Below are 25,239 nucleotides of genomic sequence, written 5' to 3'. Positions count from 1 at the left end.
TTCTTTGGTGTCAATAGTCTTTCATTTAAAGTGTAATTGTTTTTCATACGCGAAAAGTTTAACTAAAAACGAAAGTTTCTTCATATTATTATCTGGTTAAAACAATTTGATGTTCTTCCATAATTTTTCTTAGATTGATCAACGCATATCGCACTCTTCCTAGGGTGGTATTGATGCTTGAATCGGTTTGATCAGCAATTTCTTTAAATGACAATCCATCAAAAAACCGAAGTTTGATCACCTCCTGCTGATTTTCTGGCAGATAGCCCAGCATTCTCATTAAATCTTCCTGAATCTGCTGGCTGATCAATTGCTCTTCAATATTTTCTTCCTGAACTGAGATCAAATCGAAAATAGAAAACTCTTCGTTATCGTAAGACGTTTCGGAAACTTTGTTATGTTTTGCTTTTAAGCGGAAATGATCGATCACCAGGTTGTGTGCAATTCTTTTTGCCCATAACACAAACTTGCCTTCTTCATTGTACCGACCTTCTTTTAGGGTGATAATAATTTTCATGAAAGTATCCTGAAAAATATCATTTGCCAAGGTTTCATCCATTAACTTAAAAAAAATGTAGGTAAAAATTTCCTTCTGATGCCTTTCAATAAGTACGGCGAGTGCTTTTTCGTTGCCTTCTTTGAAACTTGAGATCAGCCAACTGTCTGTATTTTTAATCATAACACTATTCAATATTTTGTTCAAGAATTTAGACCTGTTAAGTGCAGGCTGCTAGAATTCCATTATTTAAAACTGATAGAGTTTATGATCTATAAATTGGCTTTGTTGTGAGGGGCTAAATTAGTAAAAAAGTTAATACTCTGTTAACTAATTAATAAAAAATCGTAAAATAATCACTTTAATAAGTCGTGAAGCATGACTAATGGTAGATTTATGGTAAAATTAATGTTGACGCCTTTGAGCTCTTTTCCGTTGATGCCGGCTTTGTCGATTGGGAAGGCATAACCTCCTGTCAGATCAATGAGTCCAAATAAAGTAACGCCGGCTTTTGGTGCGATATATTTCGTGGTCGCTTCTGCACCAGCTAAAAAATAAATGGCGTGATATAAATCTACATTTCTTTCAAAATTAAATAAAATATCTCCCTGAACTTTGGGCATAATTGCAAATTTCCCATTCACGCTTCCCATCATTCCGGCAACTCCTAAGCGGTAAACAACATCATCAGTCTGCAGAAAAAGTAATCGTCCACCAACTTCCGCGAAACTTTGATTTTGGTAGACGTAACCAGCGTGAACCATTTTGTGCACCGTTAATTGTGCTTTCGTAAATCCGAAAAACATCAGAAACAATAACGCTGAAAAAACGAGCTTCTTCTTCATCAATATAATTTTATAAGTGGGTATAAAGATAAAAAAACTGCTTTAACATTTCTGAAAAAGCAGTTTTTTATATTTTCTAAAGATTAAATTCTTTTTTGATCTCCTCTACTTTGTCAAGTTTTTCCCAAGTAAAGAATTCTAGATCTTTTATGACCAGGTCTTCTCCATTGGCTCTCTTGAAAGTTTTGTCAGCGATATAATGCTCTCTTCCCATGTGACCATAAGAAGCAGTTTCCTGATAAATTGGATTTCTCAATTTCAAATTTTGTTCAATAGCGTAAGGTCTAAGGTCAAAAATCTTTTGAACTCTCGCTGAAATTTCTCCGTCTTGCAAACCTAATTTCGACGTTCCGTAAGTATTGATATATAATCCACAAGGTTCTGCAACACCGATCGCGTAAGAAACCTGCACTAAAATTTCAGAGGCAACACCGGCTGCAACTAAATTTTTAGCCATGTGACGAACTGCGTACGCCGCACTTCTATCAACTTTCGAAGGGTCTTTTCCGGAGAAAGCACCACCGCCGTGACCGCCTTTTCCACCATAAGTATCAACGATGATCTTTCTTCCTGTTAAACCTGTATCGCCGTGTGGACCACCGATCACAAATTTACCGGTAGGATTAACATGGTATTTAATCTTGTCGTTAAAAAGATCCTGGATTTCTTTTTTCTGTTTTGCTTTAATTTTCGGGATCAGAATTTCAATCATATCCTTTCTGATTTTCGCCAACATTGCTTCTTCACTGCCGAAATCATCATGCTGTGTAGAAATTACGATCGAATCAATTCTCACTGGTTTGTGATCATCAGAATATTCAATGGTTACCTGCGATTTTGCATCTGGACGAAGATATTTAATAGCATCATTCTCTCTTCTTAAGACTGCTAATTCTTTCAGAATGGTATGTGCTAAATCCAAAGCCAATGGCATATAGTTATCGGTTTCATCGGTTGCATAACCGAACATCATTCCCTGATCACCTGCTCCTTGCTTATTTGCTTTGGTTTCGAAATCATCATCTTCATGAGCACGATCCACTCCTTGATTAATATCTGGAGATTGCTCGTGAATTGCAGAAATGACTCCGCAAGAATCACCTGCGAACATATATTCTCCTTTGGTGTAGCCAATTCCATTGATTACTCTTCTGGCAATATCCTGTACATCAAGATAAGCGCTGGATTTTACTTCTCCCGCCAAAACTACCTGTCCCGTGGTCACTAATGTTTCACAAGCTACTTTTGAGGTAGGATCGTTTGCAAGGAAATTATCGATTAAGGCATCGGATATTTGATCAGCCACTTTATCTGGGTGTCCTTCGGAAACCGACTCAGAGGTAAATAAATAAGACATATTTCTATTGTTTTTTGATTAAAAAAATAGAAGTAAAAATAGGTGATTGCAATGAGGAACTAAAAGAGAAAAATCGGTTTTAGCATTTTTTTATGAGGTTGCAATCAGTACAAATTTTTCCTCCTGTAATTATTGATGCAAATTTAGATACTATTTATTAAAGCACAAAATTTATTTCATCATAAAGATTATTGTGGTTTTACACCGATGTATTCTTCTGGATTTTTATTAAAATTGAGTTTCGTTTTCAACGAATCAGCGATAAAATTAATCATTTCATCTAAAATTTTCTGCTTATAAGTAGGTTTATAGTAAATCACAGAAATCTCACGATAAGGAAAAGGAGCTCGGAATCTTTTGACTTTCTCTTTTTGTTGATCAGTCAGTTGCTCTACGGCAAGTTCTGGCAGAATACTGATGCCACCTAACTTGTCAACCAGCTGAACTAAGGTATTAATATTGGACGCCACAAATTCCAAATTTTTGGGCTTCACCGTGTTTTCTTTTAATTCACAGATATTTTCAAATTGTGTTCTCAAGCAGTTTCCTTCTTCAAGCAACCACACTTTTTGCACATCAATATCTTCTGGCACTACGAAACTATCTTTCTTACCACCACTACTATCGTCAGAAGCATATAACATCAATTCTTCATTGAATAAAAAATCGTGGTAAAACTCATTCGCCGCGGCATAAGGTGTAGAAATAATTCCGGCATCAAGCTCACCGGTTTTTAAGGCTTTAATAATATTATCAGTAGTCATTTCCTTAAGATTTAATTCAATCTTAGGATGATTCTTTAGAAAGTCGAAAATTTCAGTAGGTAAAATATATCCAGAAATAGTAGGAAGAATTCCTAAGTTAAGTTTTCCGGCCAAAACATTATTGAGCAAATTTGCTTTACTTCTCAGTTCATTAATCGCGTCGATCACTCTTTTAGCTTCAACAATTAATTGAATTCCCACGTCTGTGGTACGAATCGGATGAGTGGTTCGATCGAAAATCTTCACATCCATTTCGTCCTCAAATTTTTGAATCATCGCACTCAACGTTGGTTGAGTGATGAAACAAGCTTGAGCCGCATTTCCAAAGTGTTTATATTTATCTACGGCTATAAGATATTCTAATTGTTGAATGTTCATTTGGTTATTTTAGACTTTGTCAAATATACTTAGATTTTGCCGAATTGTAATTATTTTTAAATAAATTTGAGGTTTATTAAAATCACCCTTATGAGCGACAACAAACTAACGAACTCCGCCGGAATCCCTTATTATGACCACGAAGATTCGCAGACGGCCGGACCAAGAGGACCAGTACTGTTGCAGGATTTTATCTTACAGGAAAATTTGGCTCATTTCGTACGTGAAAGAATTCCGGAAAGAGTCGTTCACGCAAAAGGAACAGGTGCTTATGGAACTTTTACTGTTACTCACGATATTTCAAATTACACCAAAGCCAACCTGTTTTCTAAGGTAGGTAATGCCTGCAAAATCTTTACAAGATTTTCTACGGTTGGTGGTGAAAAAGGAAGTGCAGATACCGAAAGAGATCCACGTGGTTTTGCTGTAAAATTTTATACGGAAGAAGGAAACTGGGATCTGGTCGGAAACAATACTCCGGTCTTTTTCATTAAAGACGCTAAAAAGTTCCCGGACTTTATTCATACTCAAAAGAGATTACCTAAAACCAATTTGAAAAGTGCCACCATGATGTGGGATTTCTGGAGTTTCAATCCGGAATCTTTACACCAGGTTTTAATTTTAATGTCTGATCGCGGAACTCCTCACGGTTACAGACACATGCACGGATTTGGATCACATACGTTCTCAATGATCAATTCAGCGAATGAAAGAGTTTGGGTTAAATTTCACTTCAAATCCAAACAGGGAATTAAAAATTTCAATGAGGATGCGGCGATAAAAATGAAAGGCGAAAATCCTGACTTCGCACAGGAAGATTTAATGCACGCCATAGACTCGGGCGAATTCCCAAAATGGACGCTATACATACAAGTAATGACCGAAGAACAAGCCAAAGAATTTCGCTGGAACCCGTTTGATGTTACCAAAGTTTGGTTCCACGATGAGTTCCCTTTAATTGAAGTCGGTGAAATGGAGCTGAATGAAATTCCGGTTAATTATTTCGCACATGTTGAACAAGCTACTTTCTCACCGAGCAATTTAGTTAATGGAATCAGTTTTTCACCCGACAAAATGTTGCAAGGGAGGCTCTTTTCGTATGCTGATGCGCACCGATACCGAGTTGGAGCCAACTCTCATTTATTAGAAGTTAATCGCTGTCCGTTTGTTGTCAATAATTTTCAACGGGATGGGGCGATGGCAGATTCAAGCCAATATAAAGATGCACCCAATTATTACCCTAATAGTTTTGGTGAAATTAAACCATCCTCAGCTCACACCAGTTTTGAAGAAGATTTAGACAGCAATCATGTGGCGAACTACAACCGAAATGAAAATGATGATGATCATTACACTCAACCCGGCTTATTATATACCAAGGCCATGAATGAGACTGACCGCCAAAATTTAATTTCCAATATTATTTCATCGATGAGCGGAATTTCTGGTCCAAAGAGAGACGAAATTATTAATCGCCAATTGTGTCATTTCTTTAGAGCAAACATAGAATTAGGGATGAAAATCGCCATGGGTCTGCAGATCAATATTGATGCGAACATGATGAGCCACTCTACTACTTAACGTAATCTAGAAAACTCCATTTAAACTAAACAAGGTCGGAATGGGAAATTTTGATTAATTTGCAAGTACAAACCATTAAGAAAGTATAAAAATGTCCTACGAAAATATCATTTTAGAAACGGATCAAAGAACTGCGGTTATCACTATAAATCGTCCGCAAAGTTTAAATGCACTCAATGCGAAAACGATTTCTGAGTTGAGTCAGGTTTTAGATGAAGTTTCAAATGACACCAAATACAGAGCAGTTATTATTACAGGAAGCGGTGAAAAATCATTTGTCGCTGGCGCGGACATCAAAGAATTTTCTGATTTCGGAACAGCTGCTGCAGAAGATTTAGCCCGGAATGGACAAAACATTCTTTTTAATAAAATAGAAAATCTCAACAAACCAGTAATTGCTGCGGTAAACGGATTCGCTTTGGGCGGAGGTTTAGAATTAGCGATGGCTTGTCATATCCGATATGCTTCCGAGAATGCAAGACTGGGATTACCCGAAGTAACATTGGGATTAATTCCTGGATATGGAGGAACGCAAAGATTGCCTGAATTAGTTGGAAAAGGATTAGCCAATGAATTAATTTTTTCAGCGAAAATGATTCCAGCACAAAGAGCAAAGGAAATAGGTTTGGTCAACGACGTTTTTAGTTTAGAAGAACTTTTACCCAAAACAAAAGAGTTAGCAAATACGATTGCGCAGAATTCTCCAATGGGAATTTCTAAAGCGATTGCTGCAGTCAACCAATCTGATACCGCTGAAGGTTTCGAAACAGAAATAAAGGCTTTCGGAGAACTCTTCGAAATGGATGACAAAAAAGAAGGAGTCGCAGCATTTTTAGAAAAGAGAAAACCATCCTTCTAAACTCGGACAGAAAATAAAACAATAGTATTGGAAATAACTAAATTTGATATTGCCTATTTAAAAATGGCTACCGAATGGGCAAAATTGTCCTACTGCAAACGAAAACAAGTGGGAGCACTCATCGTAAAAGACCGAATGATCATTTCTGATGGTTACAACGGAACGCCTTCCGGATTTGAAAACCGATGCGAAGATGATGAAGGTAATACCCAATGGTTTGTTCTGCATGCAGAAGCCAATGCAATATTGAAATTAGCACGCTCTACCCAATCAGCGAAAGATGCAACGCTTTATCTCACTTTATCTCCGTGCAAAGAATGCAGCAAACTCATTCTACAGGCAGGAATAAGAAAATTGGTTTATGTAGATGACTACAAGGACAATGATGGGATTGCATTTCTTAGGAATCATGGAATCGAAATTTTGCAAGTTACCGATGATGACCTAAAGTAAAAAAACACAAACACACACATAAATGATGACCTGGGATGAAAAAATTAAAGACTTTGAAACATTTCTAAAATTTGAACGAAACTTTTCACAAAACACGATCGACGCTTATTTAAGAGACATAAAAAAGCTAAAACTCCACGCAGAATTACATCTTGAAAATATAAGTCCGTTAATAATTACCTACGAAAATATTCAGGAATATCTTTTCCAGCTTTCGAAACAGAAATTTAGTGAAAGAACACAGGCAAGATGGATCTCTTCCATCAAAGCCTTTTTTAGATATTTAGTAGAAGATGAAGTTCGGGAAGACAATCCTGCAACTTTACTGGAAGGTCCTAAGCTTGGACTTTACCTGCCAGACACCCTCAGCTTTGAAGACGTAGAAAGAATCATTAAAGCAATTAATACCGATACCGATTTAGGGAAAAGAAATCAGTGTATGATCGAAGTTCTTTACGGATGTGGCTTGCGGGTTTCAGAATTGATTGACCTCAAGATCTCCAATATTAATTTTAAAGAATCTTACTTAAAGGTGGAAGGAAAGGGTGACAAATCGCGGTTTGTTCCTTTAGCAACTTTTACATCGGACCTCATCAAAGACTATATTAATACGGTTCGGTCCAAAGGCAAAATCAAGAAAAGACATGAAGATATTGTTTTCCTCAATAGTCGAGGTTCCTCAATGTCGCGCGTGATTGTCTTTATCATTATTAAAGAATTGACGGAAAAAGCCGGCATCAGTAAAAAGATCTCACCACATACGTTCCGACATTCCTTTGCTACCCATCTTTTACAGAATGGCGCTGATTTAAGGTACATTCAAGAGATGCTGGGACACTCAAGTATAACGACGACCGAAATTTATACGCATTTAAAAAATGAGGAACTACGCGATGTTATCCTCAATTATCACCCAAGAAACAAAGTAGAATGAGCGATTTAAAATACTGCCCAAAATGTGGAAATGAAACATTGAACTGGGACGGAGAAAAAAAATGGAGTTGCTCTAATTGCGACTATGTTTTGTTTCATAACGTGGCGGGAGCGGTTGCAGTCATCATTAAATACGACGATGAAATTCTTTTTACTCGAAGAAATCAAGAACCTAAAAAAGGGAAACTGGATCTGGCGGGTGGATTTGTAGATCCAAAAGAATCTGCCGAAGAAACCTGCGTTCGCGAACTTTTCGAAGAAATGAAGATTAAAGTTGACCGTTCTCAATTAAGATATCTCGCGAGTTTACCCAACACGTACGAGTACAAAAACATTCTTTACAATACGATCGATCTGTTTTATGAATATGAAGTTTCTGAAAAGGTAGAATTTCAGTTAGAACTTTCTGAAATTTCGGAAACGATTTGGATTAAAAAAGATCAGATCAACTTAGAAGAAATCGCTTTTGATTCGCAGAAATTATTTTTCGAAACTTATATCAAGTCTTAATTAAAGGACAGATTTTCTTTAATGCTCCGATGTTTTTTTAGCTTAAATTTGCAGTTCGTAAATTTCTATCATGCAAGAACAAATCGTTTTCGAAGACAATCATCTCTTAGTCATCAATAAAAAAGCTGGACAACTTGTTCAAGGCGATAAAACCGGAGATTTATCATTACTGGATTTAATTAAAAACTTCATTAAAGTAAGAGATCAAAAACCCGGAAATGTATTCTTAGGTTTGGTTCACCGAATTGATCGACCTACTTCTGGTTTGGTCATTTATGCGAAAACATCAAAGGCTCTTTCCCGTTTAACGCAGATGGTTAAAAACCGGGAAATTAAAAAAACCTACTGGGCAGTTGTTCCTAAAACTGAAATCCCAAAGAAGCAGCGACTGATCAATTATCTTCAGAAAAACGAAAAAAACAATAAAGCAACGGTTTTTCCAAAAGCGACAGAAGGCGCCAAGGAAGCCATTCTTAATTACGAGATCATTAAAATTTTAGATAATTTTCAGTTACTGGAAGTTGATCTGGAAACCGGGCGTCATCACCAAATCCGGGCGCAGCTAGCTAAAATTGGAGTTCCGATAAAAGGAGATTTAAAATATGGTTCAGCTCGTTCTAATCCTGACGGTGGAATTCATCTTCACGCGAGACAGTTAGAGTTTATTCATCCAGTCACGAAAGAAAATATAAAAATAACCGCACCAGTTCCTCAGAATGATGCGGTTTGGAAAGCTTGTGAAGATTAGTCGTTACGGTTGAGTTGGTGGCACAACACCTCCACTATTTTCATTTGGACTATTTTGCTTCAAGATATTCTCGTCTTCTTTAGCCAGTTTATTTTTGGTCGGAATTTTATAATTGATGGAAAAACCAAAGTTTCTGGTATCTGTTTTATTATAAAGAAAAACGCTATTCCCCACCAACGGTTTTGATTTCAACTGGGTAACCTGCGTATTCAATAGATCATTCCCGTAAATCGAAAGCGTTAATTTTTCATTTAAGAATTTCTTGGAAAAAGTGAGATCAAATCTTTCGTTAAATGGTCTTTCGGATTCGAAATAATAGAAACCTGCTTTTTTCGAAAGTACGTTGTAATTAGCGGTCATTTTAATTTCAGCCGGCAGCATGATCTGCGCCATCAAATTTAAAATAAACATTCCTTTCGGGTCGATCTCTTTGATCTCATGCTTTACATAACCTCCATAAACATAGAGAAAATTAATTTTATCAGGATTGAAATTCACTTTCATAATTTCACTTAAAGGCGTAGTGAAAATCATAAATGGAATCGGCATCCCAATATTAAAATTATGAATTCGCATATTGGGAATATTCACTTGTTCATTTTTAATAACGTCACCTTCTCTGGAAAGCAACTGCGCAACCTGATTATCGATTGAGGAAACATTATACCCAATAAAAGCATAATCAAAAGCTGAAAGTTTAATTTCAAAATTATCGAAAATCGTCGGCTGTAAATACGGATTTCCGGTAATGGTAGAATTCGGACCTGTAAATGTATTATTGTTTGGATTCAGCGCAGAGATGCTTGGTAAAGTGATTTTCTTGTTATAATTCAAGGCTAAATAAACCTGATTCATCAGATTATATTGAATACTTGCATTCGGAAACAGTTTGAATTTGTTAAATGGAATCAATGCTTGCTGTTGTAAAATTCCCGCCGAATCTGTCAACCTCGTCGTACCAGAGATATCGTAATTTTCCGCTCTCGTCCCCAAGACAAAATCAAACTTTTTCAGCTTTGCCTGAAATTCTAAATAAGTGGACGCGGTATTTCTTTGATAATCTAAATTTGTAATTCCCTTACTTTCGGTATCAAAAATCTGATTTTCATACAATCCTCCAAAACTTACTTTTCCTTCATCTAAAATTTTGATAGGTTGCGAAAAATCGACTTTAAAATTAGAAACCTGCATCACCGAATTGTTATCGAGTAAACGTCCTTGATTCTGCAAACCGTTAACCGTAGATTGATTAAAAATATTGTCCTGGTAAAAATCATTATCAGAACGGGTATAACCTGCCTGAAAATCTAATTTCTTATTTTTTTCATCAAATCTTTTTTGATAAGTAATTACCGCTTCCTGTCGCAGAGAATTGGTTTTCGCCGCATCCAGCGCCGTGAAATTATTGATAAGATCACTCGGTAACCTAAATGAACCATTGCTCAAAGTAACGTTGTCATTATTATTATTATAAACGTCGTAATTCAGTAATAATTTATCATTGCCCAGATCAAAAGTAACTCCGGCTTTTGCAAAAGCCCCGCGCGAAATTCTATCGGTATTCGAAAGAACCAGATTATCCTGATTGCTGTTCATTTCACTTTCGCGATAACTTTGCCCAACTCTTAACTGCCAGCCGAAATATTTATTTCGCGCATTCAGACTTAAAGAATTATTGGTACGACTGCGGAATTGATCTTCATTCGTAAAAGCATAATTTCCGGAATACGTTGCAGTTAAATACTTATTTGCATTTTTATTGGTGATGATATTCATAATCGCTCCACCAGAAGAAGCAGGAAACTCGGCACCCGGTTGCGTAATGACCTCAATTTTCTCAATAGAATTTGCCGGCATTCCCTCCAGGAAAGATGTTAGATCATTGGTGGAAATATTGAGAGGACGACCATTCAAATAAACATCAAGAATTTTTCCCTGATACATCATTCCGGCCACGTCGGTTGCAATTAATCCCGGAAGCTTTTTAATTCCTTCCATGGCAGAGCCCGTGTTTAAGTATTCCTGTTCGGAAAAATCAAAAATGGTCCGATCGGCTTTTTGCTCGACGGCTTTTTTAGTTTTAGTAATAACAACGCCTTCAATTTCTTTTTCTTTGGGTTCAGGATTGGTCTTTTCCTGTGAAAAATAAAGTTGAGAAAATAATAATGCAATAACTGCAGAGGATAAGTTTTTGATCATAGATGAATTTCTACTCCATTAGACAACTTTATATCCAAAAAGTTACAAAAAGGATCTTTTAAAAATGGAAAATAAAAAACCGCCCAATTTCTTGAGCGGTTTCCAATATAATTAAAAATACAATTATGCATTTCTTGCTGCTTCAGCTGCGATCAAGTTCAAAGCAGAACCTGCTTTATACCAATCGATCTGTTGAGCATTGTAAGTGTGATTTGTTACGATAACATCTTTAGTTCCATCAGCATGAACCAATTCTAAAGTCAACGGTTTCCCTGGCTGAAACTGATCTAAATCTAAGAAGTTCACAGTATCGTCTTCCTGGAATTTATCATAGTCTGCTTTGTCAGCAAACGTTAAACCGAGCATTCCTTGTTTCTTTAAATTCGTTTCGTGGATACGAGCGAAAGATTTTACCAAAACTGCGTAAACACCAAGATGTCTAGGCTCCATAGCTGCGTGCTCTCTTGAAGAACCTTCACCATAGTTTTCGTCACCCACTACAATTGTTGGAACACCAGCCGCTTTATAAGCTCTCGCTACAGCAGGAACTTCACCATATTCGCCGGTAAGCGTATTTTTTACGGTGTTGGTTTCCATATTGTAAGCGTTGATGGCACCGATCAACATATTGTTAGAAATATTATCTAAATGTCCACGGTATTTCAACCACGGTCCAGCCATAGAAATATGGTCGGTCGTACATTTTCCGAATGCTTTAATTAAAACTTTAGCACCGTTAATATTTTGTCCATCCCAAGGTTGGAAAGGAGTTAACAATTGAAGTCTGTCAGAAGTTGGGCTTACGGCGATTTGAACAGAAGAACCATCATGAGACGGTGCTTGATAACCATTGTCATCAACTGCGAATCCTTTTTCCGGCAATTCAAAACCTTTTGGCTCATCTAATCTAATTTGTTCACCTGCTTCGTTGGTCAACGTATCGGTGATTGGATTAAAATCTAATCTTCCTGCAATTGCTACGGCAGCAACCATTTCTGGTGAAGCTACGAACGCATGCGTATTTGGATTTCCATCAGCTCTTTTTGCAAAGTTTCTGTTGAAGGAATGGATGATTGAGTTTTTCTCGCCTTTATCAGAACCTTCTCTATCCCACTGACCGATACAAGGTCCACAAGCATTGGTAAAGATTCTCGCGTTTTCGAATTTTCTAAATGAATCCAGGAAGCCATCTCTTTCAGCCGTGAATTTCACTTGCTCAGAACCTGGATTAATTCCTAAGATCGCTTTTGGTTTTACCCCTTTTGCGAAAGCATCTTCAACGATAGAAGCAGCTCTTGATAAATCTTCATAAGACGAGTTGGTACAAGAACCGATCAGCGCCCATTCTACTTCAATTGGCCAACCGTTCGCTACCGCTTTATCATGGAATTCAGCAACAGGCGTCGCCAAATCTGGTGTAAAAGGTCCGTTTAAATGTGGAGTCAATGTATTTAAATCGATCTCAACAACCTGATCGAAATACAATTCTGGATTAGCATATACTTCTGCATCACCAGTTAAATGATCTGCAATTTGATCAGCAGCATCTACGACATCCTGTCTTCCGGTTGCAGCTAAATATCTTCTCATAGAATCATCATAACCGAAGGTAGAAGTTGTTGCTCCAACTTCAGCACCCATATTACAAATGGTTCCTTTTCCTGTGGCAGAAAGTGAGTTCGCACCTTCACCGAAATATTCTACGATACAGCCAGTTCCACCTTTAACAGTAAGAATACCAGCAACTTTCAAAATAATATCTTTAGCAGAAGCCCAGCCGCTTAACTTTCCGGTTAATTTAATACCGATCAGTTTTGGCATTTTAAGCTCCCAAGCCATTCCGGCCATTACGTCAACAGCATCTGCGCCACCGACACCAATTGCAACCATTCCTAATCCACCTGCATTTACAGTGTGAGAATCAGTTCCGATCATCATTCCACCTGGGAATGCGTAGTTTTCTAAAACAACCTGGTGAATAATCCCAGCTCCTGGTTTCCAGAAACCGATACCGTATTTATCGCAAACAGAACTCAAGAAATTAAATACCTCTGAGTTTTTATTAATACCATCCTGTAAATCCGCTTCTGCACCTACTCTTGCTTGAATTAAGTGATCAGCATGCGCGGTAGAAGGAACAGCAACTTTTGATTTTCCGGCCTGCATAAATTGCAATAATGCCATCTGTGCGGTCGCATCCTGCATTGCTACTCTATCCGGTGCAAAATCTACATAAGAATTTCCACGTTCATGAGCAGTTGTGGCGCTACCTTCCCAAAGGTGGGTATAAAGAATTTTCTCTGCAAGGGTAAGCGGTTTTCCCACAGCCTTACGAGCCGCTTCGATCCGTTCTGGATAACGCGCATATACCTCCTTAATCATATCAATGTCAAAAGTCATATCTATTGGTTTTTTATTATCTTTTATTAGAAAGTCAAAAATACGAATTATTTTAAGTTTAACTTGCTTAAAGTCATTTAGAATAAATATAAATATGATGTTTTATTTCTATTTCCTTACTTTTAAAAATTATTTGAACCGTCGATAAAAAGAATAATTCTTTATCGTTTATCATTGAATTAAAAAATTGTAGTGGTTAAAAAAAATCTTCATTACGGCATCTATTTTACGATTCTACTTTTAGTTGGATTGATTTATTATTTCTATCATCCAGCTCATTATCAATTGTTTCCAAAATGCATTTTTAAAAGTGTGACTGGATTAAGTTGTCCTGGCTGTGGCGCCCAACGAGCAACACACGAATTATTACATCTCAATTTAAAAAGTGCCTTTGCCTATAACGCTTTGCTCGTGGTTTCACTTCCTTATGCTTTGGCGGGATTGCTACTTTATCAAACCAATTTAAAAGAACGTTTCCCTAGAACAAGACAATTACTATTTGGACAAAAAGCTCTTTTAATATTGCTATTTATAGTAATCCTTTTCTTTATTTTTCGAAATTTATAAATTCCTATTTTTGCAAGCTATTTAAAGATATGCTAAAAAATATTTTGACTTTACTTTTATTAAGTTTTTCTACGATGTTGTTTGCGCAGACAAAAACGGTTACTAAAAAAACCGCTGTTAAAAAAAACATTGTTAAAAAACCGAATACGCCTAAAATTAATTTAGATCTGGTTAAAATCAACGATTCTATTCCGGCACTTATTCCTTTTAAAAAAGAGGGGAAAGCTGGCTTCGTAAATCAGAAGGGAAAAGTGATTATTGCACCTGTTTATAGCAATGTCGGCTTTTTTACCCAAGATTGCAATCTCCTGAATTCTGCTAATACTGATGTTAGAAAATTTGGCTCAAAAAATTACGCTTCAGTTCGTCTGAATGGAGAGGATTTTAGAATTGATCAGGCTGGGAAACGCATGTATCGATTTAAAGATGAAGACTTAGCAAAATGTCCATCTGAATTTAAAGCGCAATTGTTTCATGCTTATATCATGAACGAATATTATGGAATTATAGAAGATTCAAAATTCCAGGACGCGTCAGATTATCGACAGTTTTCGATCTATCCGCAATTCGATTATCTCTACATTTTAGAAGGAGACGATTTAAAAAACCCAATGATCATCGCAGTTAAAAACGATCGATTTGGAATTATTGATACAACTGGAAAAATAGTGATTCCTTTTGAGTACGCAGATATTAAACGAAATTTCAGTTGGAAACTGGGCCGCTTGTTTGAAGTCACTAAAGACGGAGAAAATTACTTTTTTATCGATACTGACAACAAGTCTTATTCTGAAAATATTTTGTAGTTTTGCCATCAGAAATTAAAGGGGTGCTGTGAAAAGCTGAGATTATACCCAATGAACCTGGAACAGGTAATGCTGTTTAGGGAAATTAAAATAAGCAATGAAAAGTAAGTAATTAGCAATGATTGTCACTTATTATTAATTGCTCATTACTAATCAAAATCACCCCTTTTATTCAATTAATCTTAAAAATTAAAAGAATGAAAGGATTTATTTTTTTTGGACTCATCGCAAGTCCATTCTACGTTGCACAAAACACCGTGCAGGATTCCCTCAAAACGAAGGAAATTGAAAGCATCAACTTTCTAAAACGACTTCCCGTAACCAAAGAAATCATCAATGTTGAAAAAGATCTAGGTCATAAGAATCTAGGTCAGGATTTACCGATTTTGTTAAAAAATCAAATGTCGGTGATCTCCACTTCGGATGCTGGAAATGGCGTTGGTTACACAGGATTTAGAATTCGTGGCGTGGGCGGGACAGCCATCAATGTGATGTTGAACGGCGTTCCTTACAATGATTCGGAATCGCAGGGAACTTTTTTTGTAAATGTTGGTGATCTAACGAGTTCAGCCTCACAAATCGTCATTCAGCGTGGCATCGGAACTTCTTCAAATGGCGTTTCTGCTTTTGGAGCCAGTGTTAACGTCCTTACCAAAAGTCCCGAAGAACAATTTTATGTAAATTCTGATAATTCCTACGGATCCTTTAATACTTATAAATATTCGGCGGAAGTAGGAAGCGGCAAATTCTGGAAAGACCGGTTATCACTAATGGGACGTTATACAAAAATTCATTCTGATGGTTATATTGACCGTGCTTTTTCAGATTTAAATTCTTACAATTTCTCCGCACTTTTTGAGGAAAATAAAACTAAGATTAGATTGATGGCTTTTGGCGGAAAGGAAAAAACCTATCAGGCCTGGAACGCAATTGACAGAAAAACTTGGGAAGAAAATCCGAAATTCAATAATTCTGGAGCAATTTACGATGCGAACTGGGAAAACATCATTGGATTTTATGATAATGAAACCGATAATTACAGACAAAATCATTATCAACTACTTTGGAAACAAAACTTAAATAATCATTGGAATTTAGAAACCACTTTTCACTACACGAAAGGAAAAGGTTATTACGAAAACTACAAGCAAGACGCAAAGTTTACGAAATACAATTTACCGAATTTAATCATTGATAATCAAACCATTAAAAGAACCGATTTCATTCGAAAGAAATGGCTGGACAATGATTTCTATGGGGCCGTTTCTACCATTTATGGAAATTTCGAAAATCTCGATTTGAATTTCGGAGTTGTCGGAAATAAATATTTCGGAAGACATTTCGGAAATGTTTCTGCCGTTAATTTTCCAGAAATTTTCGAACACGAATATTATAGAAATAACGGTACAAAAACAGAATTTTCAGCCTTTGCAAAAGCGATCATTAAAGTAAACCAATTTGAATTTTACGGAGATGCTCAAGTAAGAAACATTAATTATGATACCGAAATTATTCATCAAGGTGATGATGAAGGTATGGAACTGAATAAAAACTGGATATTCTTTAATCCTAAAATGGGAATTAGCTATAGAATAAATTCAGGAAAACTTTTCCTTTCGTACGCTCATGCTCATCGCGAACCTAACCGAGATGATATCTTTGCAAATCCAGAAATTCAGCCTGAGAAACTTCACGATTTCGAAGCAGGTTTAGAAAAAACATTTGGAGCAATTTCTTTTACCACCAATTTATATTACATGAATTATGTCAATCAATTGATTTTAAATGGTCAGATCAACGATATTGGCGAATTCATCAGAGTTAATTCGGGAAAGAGTTATCGAATGGGAATTGAAGTGGGAGCTTTGGCAAAAATTTCCGACCAGTGGAACGTTTCGGGGAATTTCACTTTAAGTAAGAATGAAAATAACGACTTTAAAAATGAAACCGAGAGTGGATTTGAAAGTTTAGGAAGCACCCCGATTTCCTTTTCACCCAATATCATTGGAAACATCTTATTGAATTACTCACCTACAACTAATTTTAGTTTAGGACTTCAAAATCAATATGTTGGGAGTCAATATCTGGACAACACCAATAATGAAGATTTAAAATTAAATGATTATTTCCTGACTGACATTAATGCGAGATATACTTTAAATCTGAAAAGAACCGAAGTCGATTTCAAATTACTCATCAATAACATGCTCAATAAAAAATATGTGAATAATGGTTTTGTTTATGATCAAAACCCTTTCTATTTTTCACAGGCAGGCACCAACTTTATGTTCGGTATGAGTTTGAAATTTAAATAAATACGAGAAACACATTCATTATATAATTGATGTTTTTTTTCAAAAAAACTGCTCCCGAATTATTTTTTGGAGTAGTTTTGTTTTAATAAAATATAACATTATGAAAAAATTCTATTCTTTATTATTGGCTGCATTCGTAGCAATTACGACCACTGCACAAGTACAAACAGAAGTAACCAGTGATGGAATCTTCAAAGTAACGTATGGTGCTGCCAATGATTACAGTTTTTACGATCCAGGATTTGAAGTGCCTACTTTTTACATTCACACTTTTGTAAATGCTGGTGATAACAGTACAGGATCAGCTTTCGAAGATGCGTGGAGCAATTCAACAGTGAGCATGAACTGGGATAATGCGGTGATGGCTTATGTAGGAACAATTAATTTAAACTCCAAAACTTTTACTCAAACCAATGCGCAAATTCCTGTCGGAACAACCGTAAATAAAGTAGGAATGGTTTTCAAAGATCTACAGGATGGCGCCACCAAACAGTCAGCAGATACTTTTGCAGAAGGCCCCACCGTTATAGTGACTACTTTGGCAGTTGGCAACAATGTACTTTTAGGTAAATCTACTGTAATCAATGGAAAATTAATCACTGCACAAAAAGGCAATTTAAACCTCGAAGTTTATGAAATGAGCGGTAAACTGGTCCGATCTTTCAAAGCGGTTTCTAACGGAAATGCCATTGATTTAAATCTGACTAAAAATGGACTTTATCTTGTGAAAATCACCAACGGACAAAGCCGTGAAGTCGTGAAGTTTGCAAAATAATTCTCCAACATGATATTTAGTAAGACTGCTTTTTGAGCAGTCTTATTTATTTTGATTAAATCAATCAAAAATCATAAATTTGCCCCAGTATGAATTTTTCCCTATTTCTTCTCGAATTTCTAAAAAAACATAACCTCGTTTCCCTTTCAGGTTTTGGCACTTTTTACTTGCACACCATTAACGCTGTGCTCGATAAAGAGGGAAAAAACATTTTGCCACCTGGCGCACAAGTAGCTTTTAAAACTGATGTATCAGGAAACGGAAATGACTTTATCCAATATCTTTCTGATGGGAAAAAAATTCCATTGATTGACGCAGAGATTGAGATCAAGAAACAAATCAACTACTGGAACGCTACACTTCTTAAAGACAAGAAAATCACCATCGAACATCTGGGGACCTTTTTCCTGGAAGACAGCAAGATGGTTTTTTCTGGAAACAGGACCGAAAATCTTTCACCTGACTTTTACGGCTTAGAAGAAATCAATATTTCACAACTAAAAAACAGTCCCAGCAAAAGTGGTCAATCCTATAGATTTACTAAATCTCTTTTCTGGATGGCTCCTTTACTCATCGGAATTTTAGGCTTAACTTATTTCGGAGTTACGCAGCCGGAAATGATTTTCGGTAAAAAATCCTTCAAAGACGAAACGCCAAAAAAAGAAGTAACGCCTATTAAAATCGATAGTGTAAAAATAGATTCGCTCAAGCAAGTTCAACTCGCAATAGATTCTATTAAAAATGACTCTTTACAAAAAGCGATCGCTCCCATAAAAACTCCAGCAAAAAAATGGAGTTCAAAAAATTATTCAAAAAACAAATGGAAAAAACCAAAAAAGCGTCAAAATCGCTAACCATAATGACCAATATCGTTTTGCCTAATGAAACGAATTCTTTAAGAAATCTTTTCGGTGGCGAACTTTTAGCAAAAATGGATCGATGTGCCTCTATTTCTGCGGCGAGACATTGCGAAAGACGCGTGGTAACCGCCTCTGTAAATCATGTATCCTTTGATTATCCAATTCCAGAAGGTGGAATTGTAGTTTTGGAATCAAAAGTTTCCCGCGCTTTTTCAACTTCAATGGAAATTTACGTTGATGTTTGGTTAGATGATCCCATCAATCAGAAAAAAATTCACACCAATTCCGGAATTTACACTTTTGTGGCGGTTGATGAATTTAACCGACCAATCCCTATTCCACAAATGGTACCCGAGACAGAAGAAGAACAACAAAGATTTGAAGCTGCACTTAGAAGAAAAGAACTTTCACTTATTCTGTCTGGAAGAATGAAGGCTGCAGATTCTGTGGAATTGAAAAAACTGTTTGGTAGTTAAGTGAAACACTAATTGCACAAATAAATACGCACAAATGACACTAACATTTCTTTGTGGAAAAAAATTATTCTGTTGAAGTAATATTATCATTGTGTCATTTGTGAAAAAAATTAGTGACATTAGTGTTATAAATTTTAAACAAATGGATAATAATATTTCTGAGAATGAGATTGCAAGAGTAGTTTATGAAGCTGGATATACTGTTCATAAAGCACTTGGTCCAGGATTGTTGGAAAGTGCGTATGAAGAATGTTTGTTTTATGAACTTTCTGAAAGTGGTTTATTCATAGAAAAACAAAAACCAATGCCGGTAATTTATAAAAAAGTAAAATTAGACGTTGGTTATCGATTAGATCTTTTAGTCGAAAAAAAATTTGTTATTGAAATTAAAGTTGTTGAAGCATTAAATGAAATTCATTTGGCTCAAATCCTCACCTACCTTCGTTTAAGTCATTGTAAATTAGGAATGCTGATCAATTTCAATACTGCACACTTCAAATTTGGAGTAAAACGTGTCATCAATGGTCAATTATAATAGTGTCATTTGTGTTAAAAATCAGTGTCATTTGTGTTAAAAAAAAAGAAAATGAAAATCCTGCTGCTCGATAAAAATCATCCATTAATTACAGAACAATTGTCTGCGAAAGGATTTTCGTTTGAGGAAGATTTTACATCAACTTACGAAGAAGTTTTAAAAAAAATTGAGCAGTACGACGGAATTATTATTCGCAGCAGAATTCCTATTGATCGACGATTTCTAGAACATGCGATAAATCTCCAATTTATTGCGAGAGTTGGCGCTGGAATGGAGAATATCGATGTTGACTTTGCTGAAAAATCCGGGATTGTTTTAATCAGTTCGCCTGAAGGAAACCGTGATTCTGTTGCGGAACATGTTTTAGGAATGCTTCTAATTCTAATGAACCGTTTGTTTATTTCATCTCAGGAAGTAAAAAATGGAATCTGGAAAAGAGAAGAAAACCGTGGCGACGAACTGCTGGGAAAAACCTTCGGAGTTATAGGTTATGGAAATATGGGAAAAGCGGTTGCAAAAAGACTTTCAGGGTTTGGATGTAAAGTAATTTTCCATGATTTACTACCTCATATTGGTGATGAATTCGGAATGCAGGTCTCTTTAGAAACTTTAAAAAAAGAAGCCGATATTTTGAGTCTTCATCTCCCAATTACCAAAGAAACCCATTATCTGGTTGATGAAAAATTCATTTCGGAAATGGAAAAGAATTTCTATTTTGTGAATACCGCCCGCGGAAAGAATGTCGATACCAAATTTTTAGTGGAAGCGTTAAAATCCGGTAAAGTAAAAGGTGCAGCTCTAGATGTTTTAGAATATGAAAAAGCATCTTTCGAAAAGCTTGATACTGACAACGAAGATTTAGAATTTCTACTTCAGTCTGAAAAAGTAATTGTGACCCCACATATTGCCGGTTGGACGATTCAAAGCAAAGAAAAATTAGCGCAGGTTATTGTGGATAAAATTTTGGTTCAGTTTCCTCAACTTAACATTTCTTTATGACTAGAGTCCTACTTCTTGTAGTGAAATTCCCTTATATTGCGGAGATTTTTTAAGCCAAAAACTTCTTAATGAAATTTTCCAAATTCCTATTTTTCCTTCTTGTAAGTACATTTATTTTATTTTCTTGTAAAAAAGAAAGTTCTGAAGAAGAGATCATCAAAACAACTTTACCCAATTACGGAAACGTCGATTTAGATAAGGTTTTCAATCGCAGAGACGGAAAGTTAGAAAATAAAGATTCTATTATTTCGATGATCGACCGCTATTATAAAAACGTCTGGGAAAAAGGCGATTTATGGGGTGGATTTATCGTCGCAAAAGGTGATGAAATTTTGTATGAAAGTTATCGCGGTTTTGCGCAGGGAAAAGATCAGGAGCCCATCAATGATACGATAGCGCTGCATGTTGCTTCGATCTCGAAATCGCTGACCGCCATGGCAACATTAAAATTAGTTGAAGCAGGCAAAATTAATTTAGAAGATCCGCTGACCAAATACTTTCCAAAGTTTCCTTATCCAAAAGTGACCATCTTCACGCTTTTAAGTCAGAGAAGTGGTTTACCGAAGTACGAATATGTCATTGAAAAAATAAAACCTGCGCCACCAGAATTATCAAAAAAATATTTGACCAATCAGGATATTTTAAATATGCTCATTCGCTATCAACCAGAACTTGCGCGTGCGACCGATACAGGATTTATGTATTGCAACACCAACTACGCTTTATTGGCTTTACTGATTGAAAAAGTTACCGAAAAATCATTTCCGGAGGCGATGAAACAAATGGTTTTTCGACCTTTAAAAATGAAGCATTCCTATGTGTTTCAGGAAAAAGACACGCTTACGGCGGCGAAATCTTTTTATCAAAGAGGACCGCGAGTTTATCCGTACGACCGACTGGATTTGATTTATGGTGATAAAAATGTTTATACCACGCCGAGAGATTTATTGAACTTTTCGAAAGCGCTTTATTCCAAGGATTTTCTGAAGCCAGAATTAAAACAAAAAATATTCGAACCTTATAGTAATGAGCGACCGGGAATTAACAATTATGGCTTAGGTTTCCGAATGAAAGTTTTTGATGAAAATGAAAAACTCACTTACCATAACGGCTGGTGGCACGGGACTAACTCCGTTTTTGCGCATTTACTCAAATCACAAGTCACGATTATAGCGATAGGAAATAAATACTCTACACGAGTATATACCGCTTTGGCACTGTCGGGTTTATTTGAAAATTTTCCTTACGAAACTGAGAAATTTCAAAAAACGATAAACCAAACGGACACGCTGAAACAGAATCAGGCGAATGACAGTTACAGCGAATAAATTCCTTAATTTTGCACAAATCCTTTTCATGAAAAGATTCTTCTTTCTGATACTCATCAGTTTTCTACTGGCTTCCTGTGCTCGCGTTGGCTCACCCGTTGGTGGTGCGAAAGACAGCATTCCACCACAAATTACAGGTAGCAATATCGACAGTCCTAGAGTTAATGTTTCCCGGGATATCAGAGAACTTCGAATTGATTTTGATGAATATATTACCTTGAAAGACATCAACAAACAGCTGATTATTTCGCCGCCTTTAAAACAGATCACCAAGATTCTTCCCTCGGGAATGGGTAATAAATTTCTGTTGATCAAATGGACAGATACTTTGCAAGCAAATACCACCTATAATTTTAATTTCGGAAATGCGATCGTAGATAACAATGAAGGAAATACTCTTGGTTATTACAATTTCGCTTTTTCTACGGGTGAAAAAATTGATAGTCTTTTTATTAGTGGAGAGTTAAAGAGTCTTATTAATGAAAAAGGGAAAAAGGCAGAAGAAGGAAGTTTGGTCGTTGGCTTATATCAGCAAAAAGATTCCATGGATTATCGCCAGAAGCCTTACTACATAACGAAAGCAGATCCTGACGGTTATTTTGAATTGAATTATTTAGCACCCGGAAATTATCGGGTTCTGGCTTTTGAAGACAGCAACTCCAATTCAGTTTACGATATCGGAAAAGAAAAAGTAGGTTTTTTAAAAGATGAGATCTCTTTAGATAAAAGCATTTCAGGATTAAACATTAATCTTTATCCGTCAAAAAAACCGGTGAAGTATTTAGAAATGAAGGAAGTTCCTGGAGGTGTTTTAATGACCTTTGAAGGAAATCCAGATGATGTAAAAATCCTTTCACTCAATGAAAACCTGAAAGATTACAAAGTCACGCATTCGCCGAAATCAGATTCTGCGATGATTTGGTTTAATGCTCCTGCTCAAAATATTGGAATCACCAACAATGAAAATCTGAAATTCAGTTATGATAATGGTGTTAAACAGGATAGTGTTTCTTTGTTCTATCGATACAATGCGAAGAACGAAATGACGATTGCCAACAATCGTGGCAATTCTTTAGCACCGCAACAGGATTTCGTGGTCACTTCCAATTACTTCGTTGATAAAATAGAAGCAGAAAAATGGTCATTGGTTTCTGACAGTATCAAACAGGAATTCACGGCAAAAATTTCCGAAAAGAATCCTTTTGAAATTTATATTAAATCGAGTTTTAAAGAAGGTAAAAAATATTCTTTAACGATTCCTAAAGAAACGGTTTCTTCGTTTTATGAAACCATCATTAAATCATATCGATTTGATTTTGAATCTGATAAGATTGAAAACTACGGAGATTTGATGGTGACTTTGGAAAATGAACCCAAACAAAAATTCTGGATTCAATTGTTAACGGAAAGTGGCAACATCGCCTATTCTAAATATGGAGTCGAAAAACAAATTAATTTTAAATCGCTGAAACCTGGTCAATATGATCTGAGAATTCTAGTCGATGAAAATGAAAATGGCATTTGGGATTTTGCAGATTTTGCAGATAATATCTTTGCGGAGCCCGTATTCATTTTTGACAAAAAAATAGAGGTACGACCACTTTGGGAAATTCGTGAAACCTGGAAACTTCCGACCGAAAATACGGAAGAGCCGAAAGAAATTCCAATTGAAAACCCTTCAAATATAGCCAACCCGAAATGAAAACTTTTCTAAATATTTTATACTGGTTTCTAATTGCTTTTGCATTGATCCAGTTTATTCCAGTTAACAGAACCAACAAGCCAGTAGACTCAAAAGTTGATTTTGTCAAGGTTTACAATACTCCTAAAAAAGTGGAGAAACTTTTAAGAAACGCTTGTTATGACTGCCATTCCAATGAGACTGTTTATCCGAAATACGCTTATGTTGCACCCATTTCGTGGTCGCTTAAAAACCATGTCAATAAAGGAAAAAGATATCTTAATCTTTCTGAATGGGGAACTTTCAACCGCGATCTAAAAAAGAACATGCTCGACATGACCGTGAATTCTTTAAAAATATATACGATGCCGATGCCGGGTTACGTGGCTCAACATCCAGAGGCAAATTTATCCAAAGCTGAACGTATAATGCTTACCCAATATTTTGAAGACATCCTTAAGACGGGAAATTATTAGGTAACTTAAAGACAATCAATATTCAATATCAAAATTATTTAAAAGATGCAAAGTAGAAATATTTTGCATTTTTTTATTTCTATCCTTCTGTTTCTTTTGATAAATTGTAATTTAGTTTAAAATTATACGATTGAAAAAGGCAATTATCATAGGTGGAACTTCTGGGATCGGTTTTGAACTGGCCAAAATCCTACTTGCTAATGGCTACAAAGTAGGGGTAACGGGTATTGAAAATACGATCATTCAGGATTTACAAAACTCTGAACAAAACAATTTAGAAGTAAAATATTTAAATTGTTTAGAAAATGAACCATCAAAAAAGATAAAAGAATTTATAGAAATAGTAGGCGGATTGGATTTGCTAATCCTAAGTGCCGGTATCTGGAACTTAAATAGAAACCGCGGCTTTGATGCCGAAAACAAAGCCAACCAATTAAATGTTCTGGCATTTACAGAAATTGCTGATTACAGTTATCGGTTCTTTGAAAACCAGGGTTATGGTCATTTTATCGCGATCACTTCGGTCTCCGGCCTTTTTGGAAGTTGCGTTGCGCCTGCATATCATGCGGCAAAATCTTATCAAATCACCTATTTAGAAGGATTATGTCAAAAAGCACGCAAGGCAAGATTGGCCGGAAAATCAATTCACGTAACAGACATTAGACCTGGTTATGTACGAACACCGATGACTGAAGGAAAAAAAATGTTTTGGGCGGCAACAACAGAAAAAGCAGGAAAGCAGATTTACAAAAACATCAAAAATAAAAAAGAATTTGCTTATGTCTCCAGAAGATGGCTGATCGTTGCTATGCTTATAAAAGCGCTCCCAAACTGGCTCTTGATACGAGTATAAATGATTGTATTTTCTACCCAAATAAAAAGGACTAACGCAATTGCT

Annotated in this window: 24 protein-coding genes and 1 riboswitch; of the genes, 18 read left to right on the top strand and 6 right to left on the bottom strand. The window is 36.1% G+C overall.

What is annotated here, in order from left to right; all coding sequences use genetic code 11:
* Positions 1 to 88: 88 nt before the first annotated feature.
* From ACEYOS_RS07320 to ACEYOS_RS07305, 4 genes are all read right to left on the bottom strand, one after another.
* The gene (locus tag ACEYOS_RS07320) at positions 89 to 679 is read right to left on the bottom strand and encodes an RNA polymerase sigma factor (protein WP_373708795.1); all 591 of its coding nucleotides are present in this window, start codon (positions 677 to 679) and stop codon (positions 89 to 91) included.
* 173 nt (positions 680 to 852) lie between these two features.
* The gene (locus ACEYOS_RS07315; protein ID WP_373708794.1) at positions 853 to 1,341 is read right to left on the bottom strand and encodes a hypothetical protein; all 489 of its coding nucleotides are present in this window, start codon (positions 1,339 to 1,341) and stop codon (positions 853 to 855) included.
* 76 nt (positions 1,342 to 1,417) lie between these two features.
* On the bottom strand, positions 1,418 to 2,698 hold the full coding sequence (metK, locus tag ACEYOS_RS07310) for a methionine adenosyltransferase (RefSeq protein ID WP_373708793.1): 1,281 nt from the start codon (positions 2,696 to 2,698) through the stop codon (positions 1,418 to 1,420).
* Between the two features lie 188 nt (positions 2,699 to 2,886).
* Positions 2,887 to 3,840, bottom strand: a complete 954-nt coding sequence (locus tag ACEYOS_RS07305) for a LysR substrate-binding domain-containing protein (RefSeq protein WP_373739132.1) — start codon at positions 3,838 to 3,840, stop codon at positions 2,887 to 2,889.
* A gap of 90 nt (positions 3,841 to 3,930) precedes the next feature.
* Between ACEYOS_RS07305 and ACEYOS_RS07300 the strand changes: the two genes are divergently transcribed.
* The 6 genes from ACEYOS_RS07300 (at position 3,931) to ACEYOS_RS07275 (ending at position 8,924) form a co-directional block, all read left to right on the top strand.
* Positions 3,931 to 5,421, top strand: a complete 1,491-nt coding sequence (locus tag ACEYOS_RS07300) for a catalase (protein ID WP_373708791.1) — start codon at positions 3,931 to 3,933, stop codon at positions 5,419 to 5,421.
* Between the two features lie 91 nt (positions 5,422 to 5,512).
* A complete protein-coding gene (locus ACEYOS_RS07295) occupies positions 5,513 to 6,280 on the top strand; it encodes an enoyl-CoA hydratase-related protein (protein WP_373708790.1) in 768 nt (255 codons plus the stop codon).
* A 27-nt stretch (positions 6,281 to 6,307) separates the two neighbouring features.
* A complete protein-coding gene (locus tag ACEYOS_RS07290; RefSeq protein WP_373708789.1) occupies positions 6,308 to 6,733 on the top strand; it encodes a cytidine/deoxycytidylate deaminase family protein in 426 nt (141 codons plus the stop codon).
* Between the two features lie 25 nt (positions 6,734 to 6,758).
* Positions 6,759 to 7,667, top strand: coding sequence for a site-specific tyrosine recombinase XerD (gene xerD, locus ACEYOS_RS07285; RefSeq protein ID WP_373708866.1), 909 nt, complete (start codon positions 6,759 to 6,761; stop codon positions 7,665 to 7,667).
* Complete coding sequence (locus ACEYOS_RS07280; RefSeq protein ID WP_373708788.1) at positions 7,664 to 8,176, top strand: NUDIX domain-containing protein; 513 nt, start codon at positions 7,664 to 7,666, stop codon at positions 8,174 to 8,176. Before xerD ends, ACEYOS_RS07280 begins: the two co-directional genes overlap by 4 nt.
* Before the next feature lie 67 nt (positions 8,177 to 8,243).
* Positions 8,244 to 8,924 (top strand): RluA family pseudouridine synthase, encoded by a 681-nt coding sequence (locus ACEYOS_RS07275; RefSeq protein ID WP_373708865.1) that lies wholly within the window; start codon positions 8,244 to 8,246, stop codon positions 8,922 to 8,924.
* 3 nt (positions 8,925 to 8,927) lie between these two features.
* Here ACEYOS_RS07275 and ACEYOS_RS07270 read toward each other — a convergent pair whose 3' ends face one another.
* Both ACEYOS_RS07270 and ACEYOS_RS07265 read right to left on the bottom strand, forming a co-directional pair.
* A complete protein-coding gene (locus tag ACEYOS_RS07270) occupies positions 8,928 to 11,123 on the bottom strand; it encodes an outer membrane beta-barrel protein (RefSeq protein ID WP_373708787.1) in 2,196 nt (731 codons plus the stop codon).
* Between the two features lie 123 nt (positions 11,124 to 11,246).
* Positions 11,247 to 13,523, bottom strand: a complete 2,277-nt coding sequence (locus ACEYOS_RS07265; RefSeq protein ID WP_373708786.1) for an aconitate hydratase — start codon at positions 13,521 to 13,523, stop codon at positions 11,247 to 11,249.
* 192 nt (positions 13,524 to 13,715) lie between these two features.
* Here ACEYOS_RS07265 and ACEYOS_RS07260 point away from each other — a divergent pair, with 192 nt between their 5' ends.
* The 12 genes from ACEYOS_RS07260 to ACEYOS_RS07205 all read left to right on the top strand — a co-directional run bounded on the left by ACEYOS_RS07260 (position 13,716) and on the right by ACEYOS_RS07205 (position 25,194).
* Positions 13,716 to 14,090 (top strand): DUF2752 domain-containing protein, encoded by a 375-nt coding sequence (locus ACEYOS_RS07260; protein ID WP_373708785.1) that lies wholly within the window; start codon positions 13,716 to 13,718, stop codon positions 14,088 to 14,090.
* 29 nt (positions 14,091 to 14,119) lie between these two features.
* Positions 14,120 to 14,896, top strand: coding sequence for a WG repeat-containing protein (locus ACEYOS_RS07255; protein ID WP_373708784.1), 777 nt, complete (start codon positions 14,120 to 14,122; stop codon positions 14,894 to 14,896).
* 9 nt (positions 14,897 to 14,905) lie between these two features.
* A riboswitch (TPP riboswitch) is annotated at positions 14,906 to 14,998 on the top strand.
* A gap of 95 nt (positions 14,999 to 15,093) precedes the next feature.
* Positions 15,094 to 17,211: a TonB-dependent receptor gene (locus ACEYOS_RS07250; RefSeq protein ID WP_373708783.1), complete on the top strand. Its 2,118-nt coding sequence runs from the start codon at positions 15,094 to 15,096 to the stop codon at positions 17,209 to 17,211.
* Positions 17,212 to 17,311: 100 nt separating this feature from the next.
* Positions 17,312 to 17,986 carry a T9SS type A sorting domain-containing protein gene (locus ACEYOS_RS07245; RefSeq protein WP_373708782.1) on the top strand — a complete coding sequence of 225 codons (675 nt, stop codon included), beginning with the start codon at positions 17,312 to 17,314 and terminating at the stop codon, positions 17,984 to 17,986.
* Positions 17,987 to 18,075: 89 nt separating this feature from the next.
* Positions 18,076 to 18,840, top strand: a complete 765-nt coding sequence (locus tag ACEYOS_RS07240; RefSeq protein ID WP_373708781.1) for a hypothetical protein — start codon at positions 18,076 to 18,078, stop codon at positions 18,838 to 18,840.
* Positions 18,807 to 19,322 (top strand): acyl-CoA thioesterase, encoded by a 516-nt coding sequence (locus ACEYOS_RS07235; protein ID WP_373708780.1) that lies wholly within the window; start codon positions 18,807 to 18,809, stop codon positions 19,320 to 19,322. The genes ACEYOS_RS07240 and ACEYOS_RS07235 overlap by 34 nt, the downstream gene beginning before the upstream one ends.
* Positions 19,323 to 19,464: 142 nt before the next feature.
* Positions 19,465 to 19,857, top strand: coding sequence for a GxxExxY protein (locus ACEYOS_RS07230; RefSeq protein WP_373708779.1), 393 nt, complete (start codon positions 19,465 to 19,467; stop codon positions 19,855 to 19,857).
* Between the two features lie 51 nt (positions 19,858 to 19,908).
* Positions 19,909 to 20,856, top strand: coding sequence for a 2-hydroxyacid dehydrogenase (locus tag ACEYOS_RS07225; RefSeq protein ID WP_373708778.1), 948 nt, complete (start codon positions 19,909 to 19,911; stop codon positions 20,854 to 20,856).
* A gap of 68 nt (positions 20,857 to 20,924) precedes the next feature.
* Positions 20,925 to 22,184, top strand: a complete 1,260-nt coding sequence (locus ACEYOS_RS07220; RefSeq protein ID WP_373708777.1) for a serine hydrolase domain-containing protein — start codon at positions 20,925 to 20,927, stop codon at positions 22,182 to 22,184.
* A gap of 28 nt (positions 22,185 to 22,212) precedes the next feature.
* Entirely contained in the window at positions 22,213 to 23,886 is a 1,674-nt protein-coding gene (locus ACEYOS_RS07215) for an Ig-like domain-containing domain (protein ID WP_373739171.1), read from the top strand.
* Positions 23,883 to 24,341, top strand: a complete 459-nt coding sequence (locus tag ACEYOS_RS07210; protein ID WP_373708775.1) for a heme-binding domain-containing protein — start codon at positions 23,883 to 23,885, stop codon at positions 24,339 to 24,341. The genes ACEYOS_RS07215 and ACEYOS_RS07210 overlap by 4 nt, the downstream gene beginning before the upstream one ends.
* Positions 24,342 to 24,471: 130 nt before the next feature.
* Positions 24,472 to 25,194 (top strand): SDR family NAD(P)-dependent oxidoreductase, encoded by a 723-nt coding sequence (locus tag ACEYOS_RS07205; protein ID WP_373708774.1) that lies wholly within the window; start codon positions 24,472 to 24,474, stop codon positions 25,192 to 25,194.
* The last annotated feature ends 45 nt before the right edge of the window (positions 25,195 to 25,239 follow it).

The organism is Kaistella sp. (assembly GCF_041824135.1).
Taxonomy (GTDB): domain Bacteria; phylum Bacteroidota; class Bacteroidia; order Flavobacteriales; family Weeksellaceae; genus Kaistella.
The sequence above is the reverse complement of the archived record's forward strand: the minus strand, read 5'-3'. Positions and strand labels throughout refer to the sequence as shown.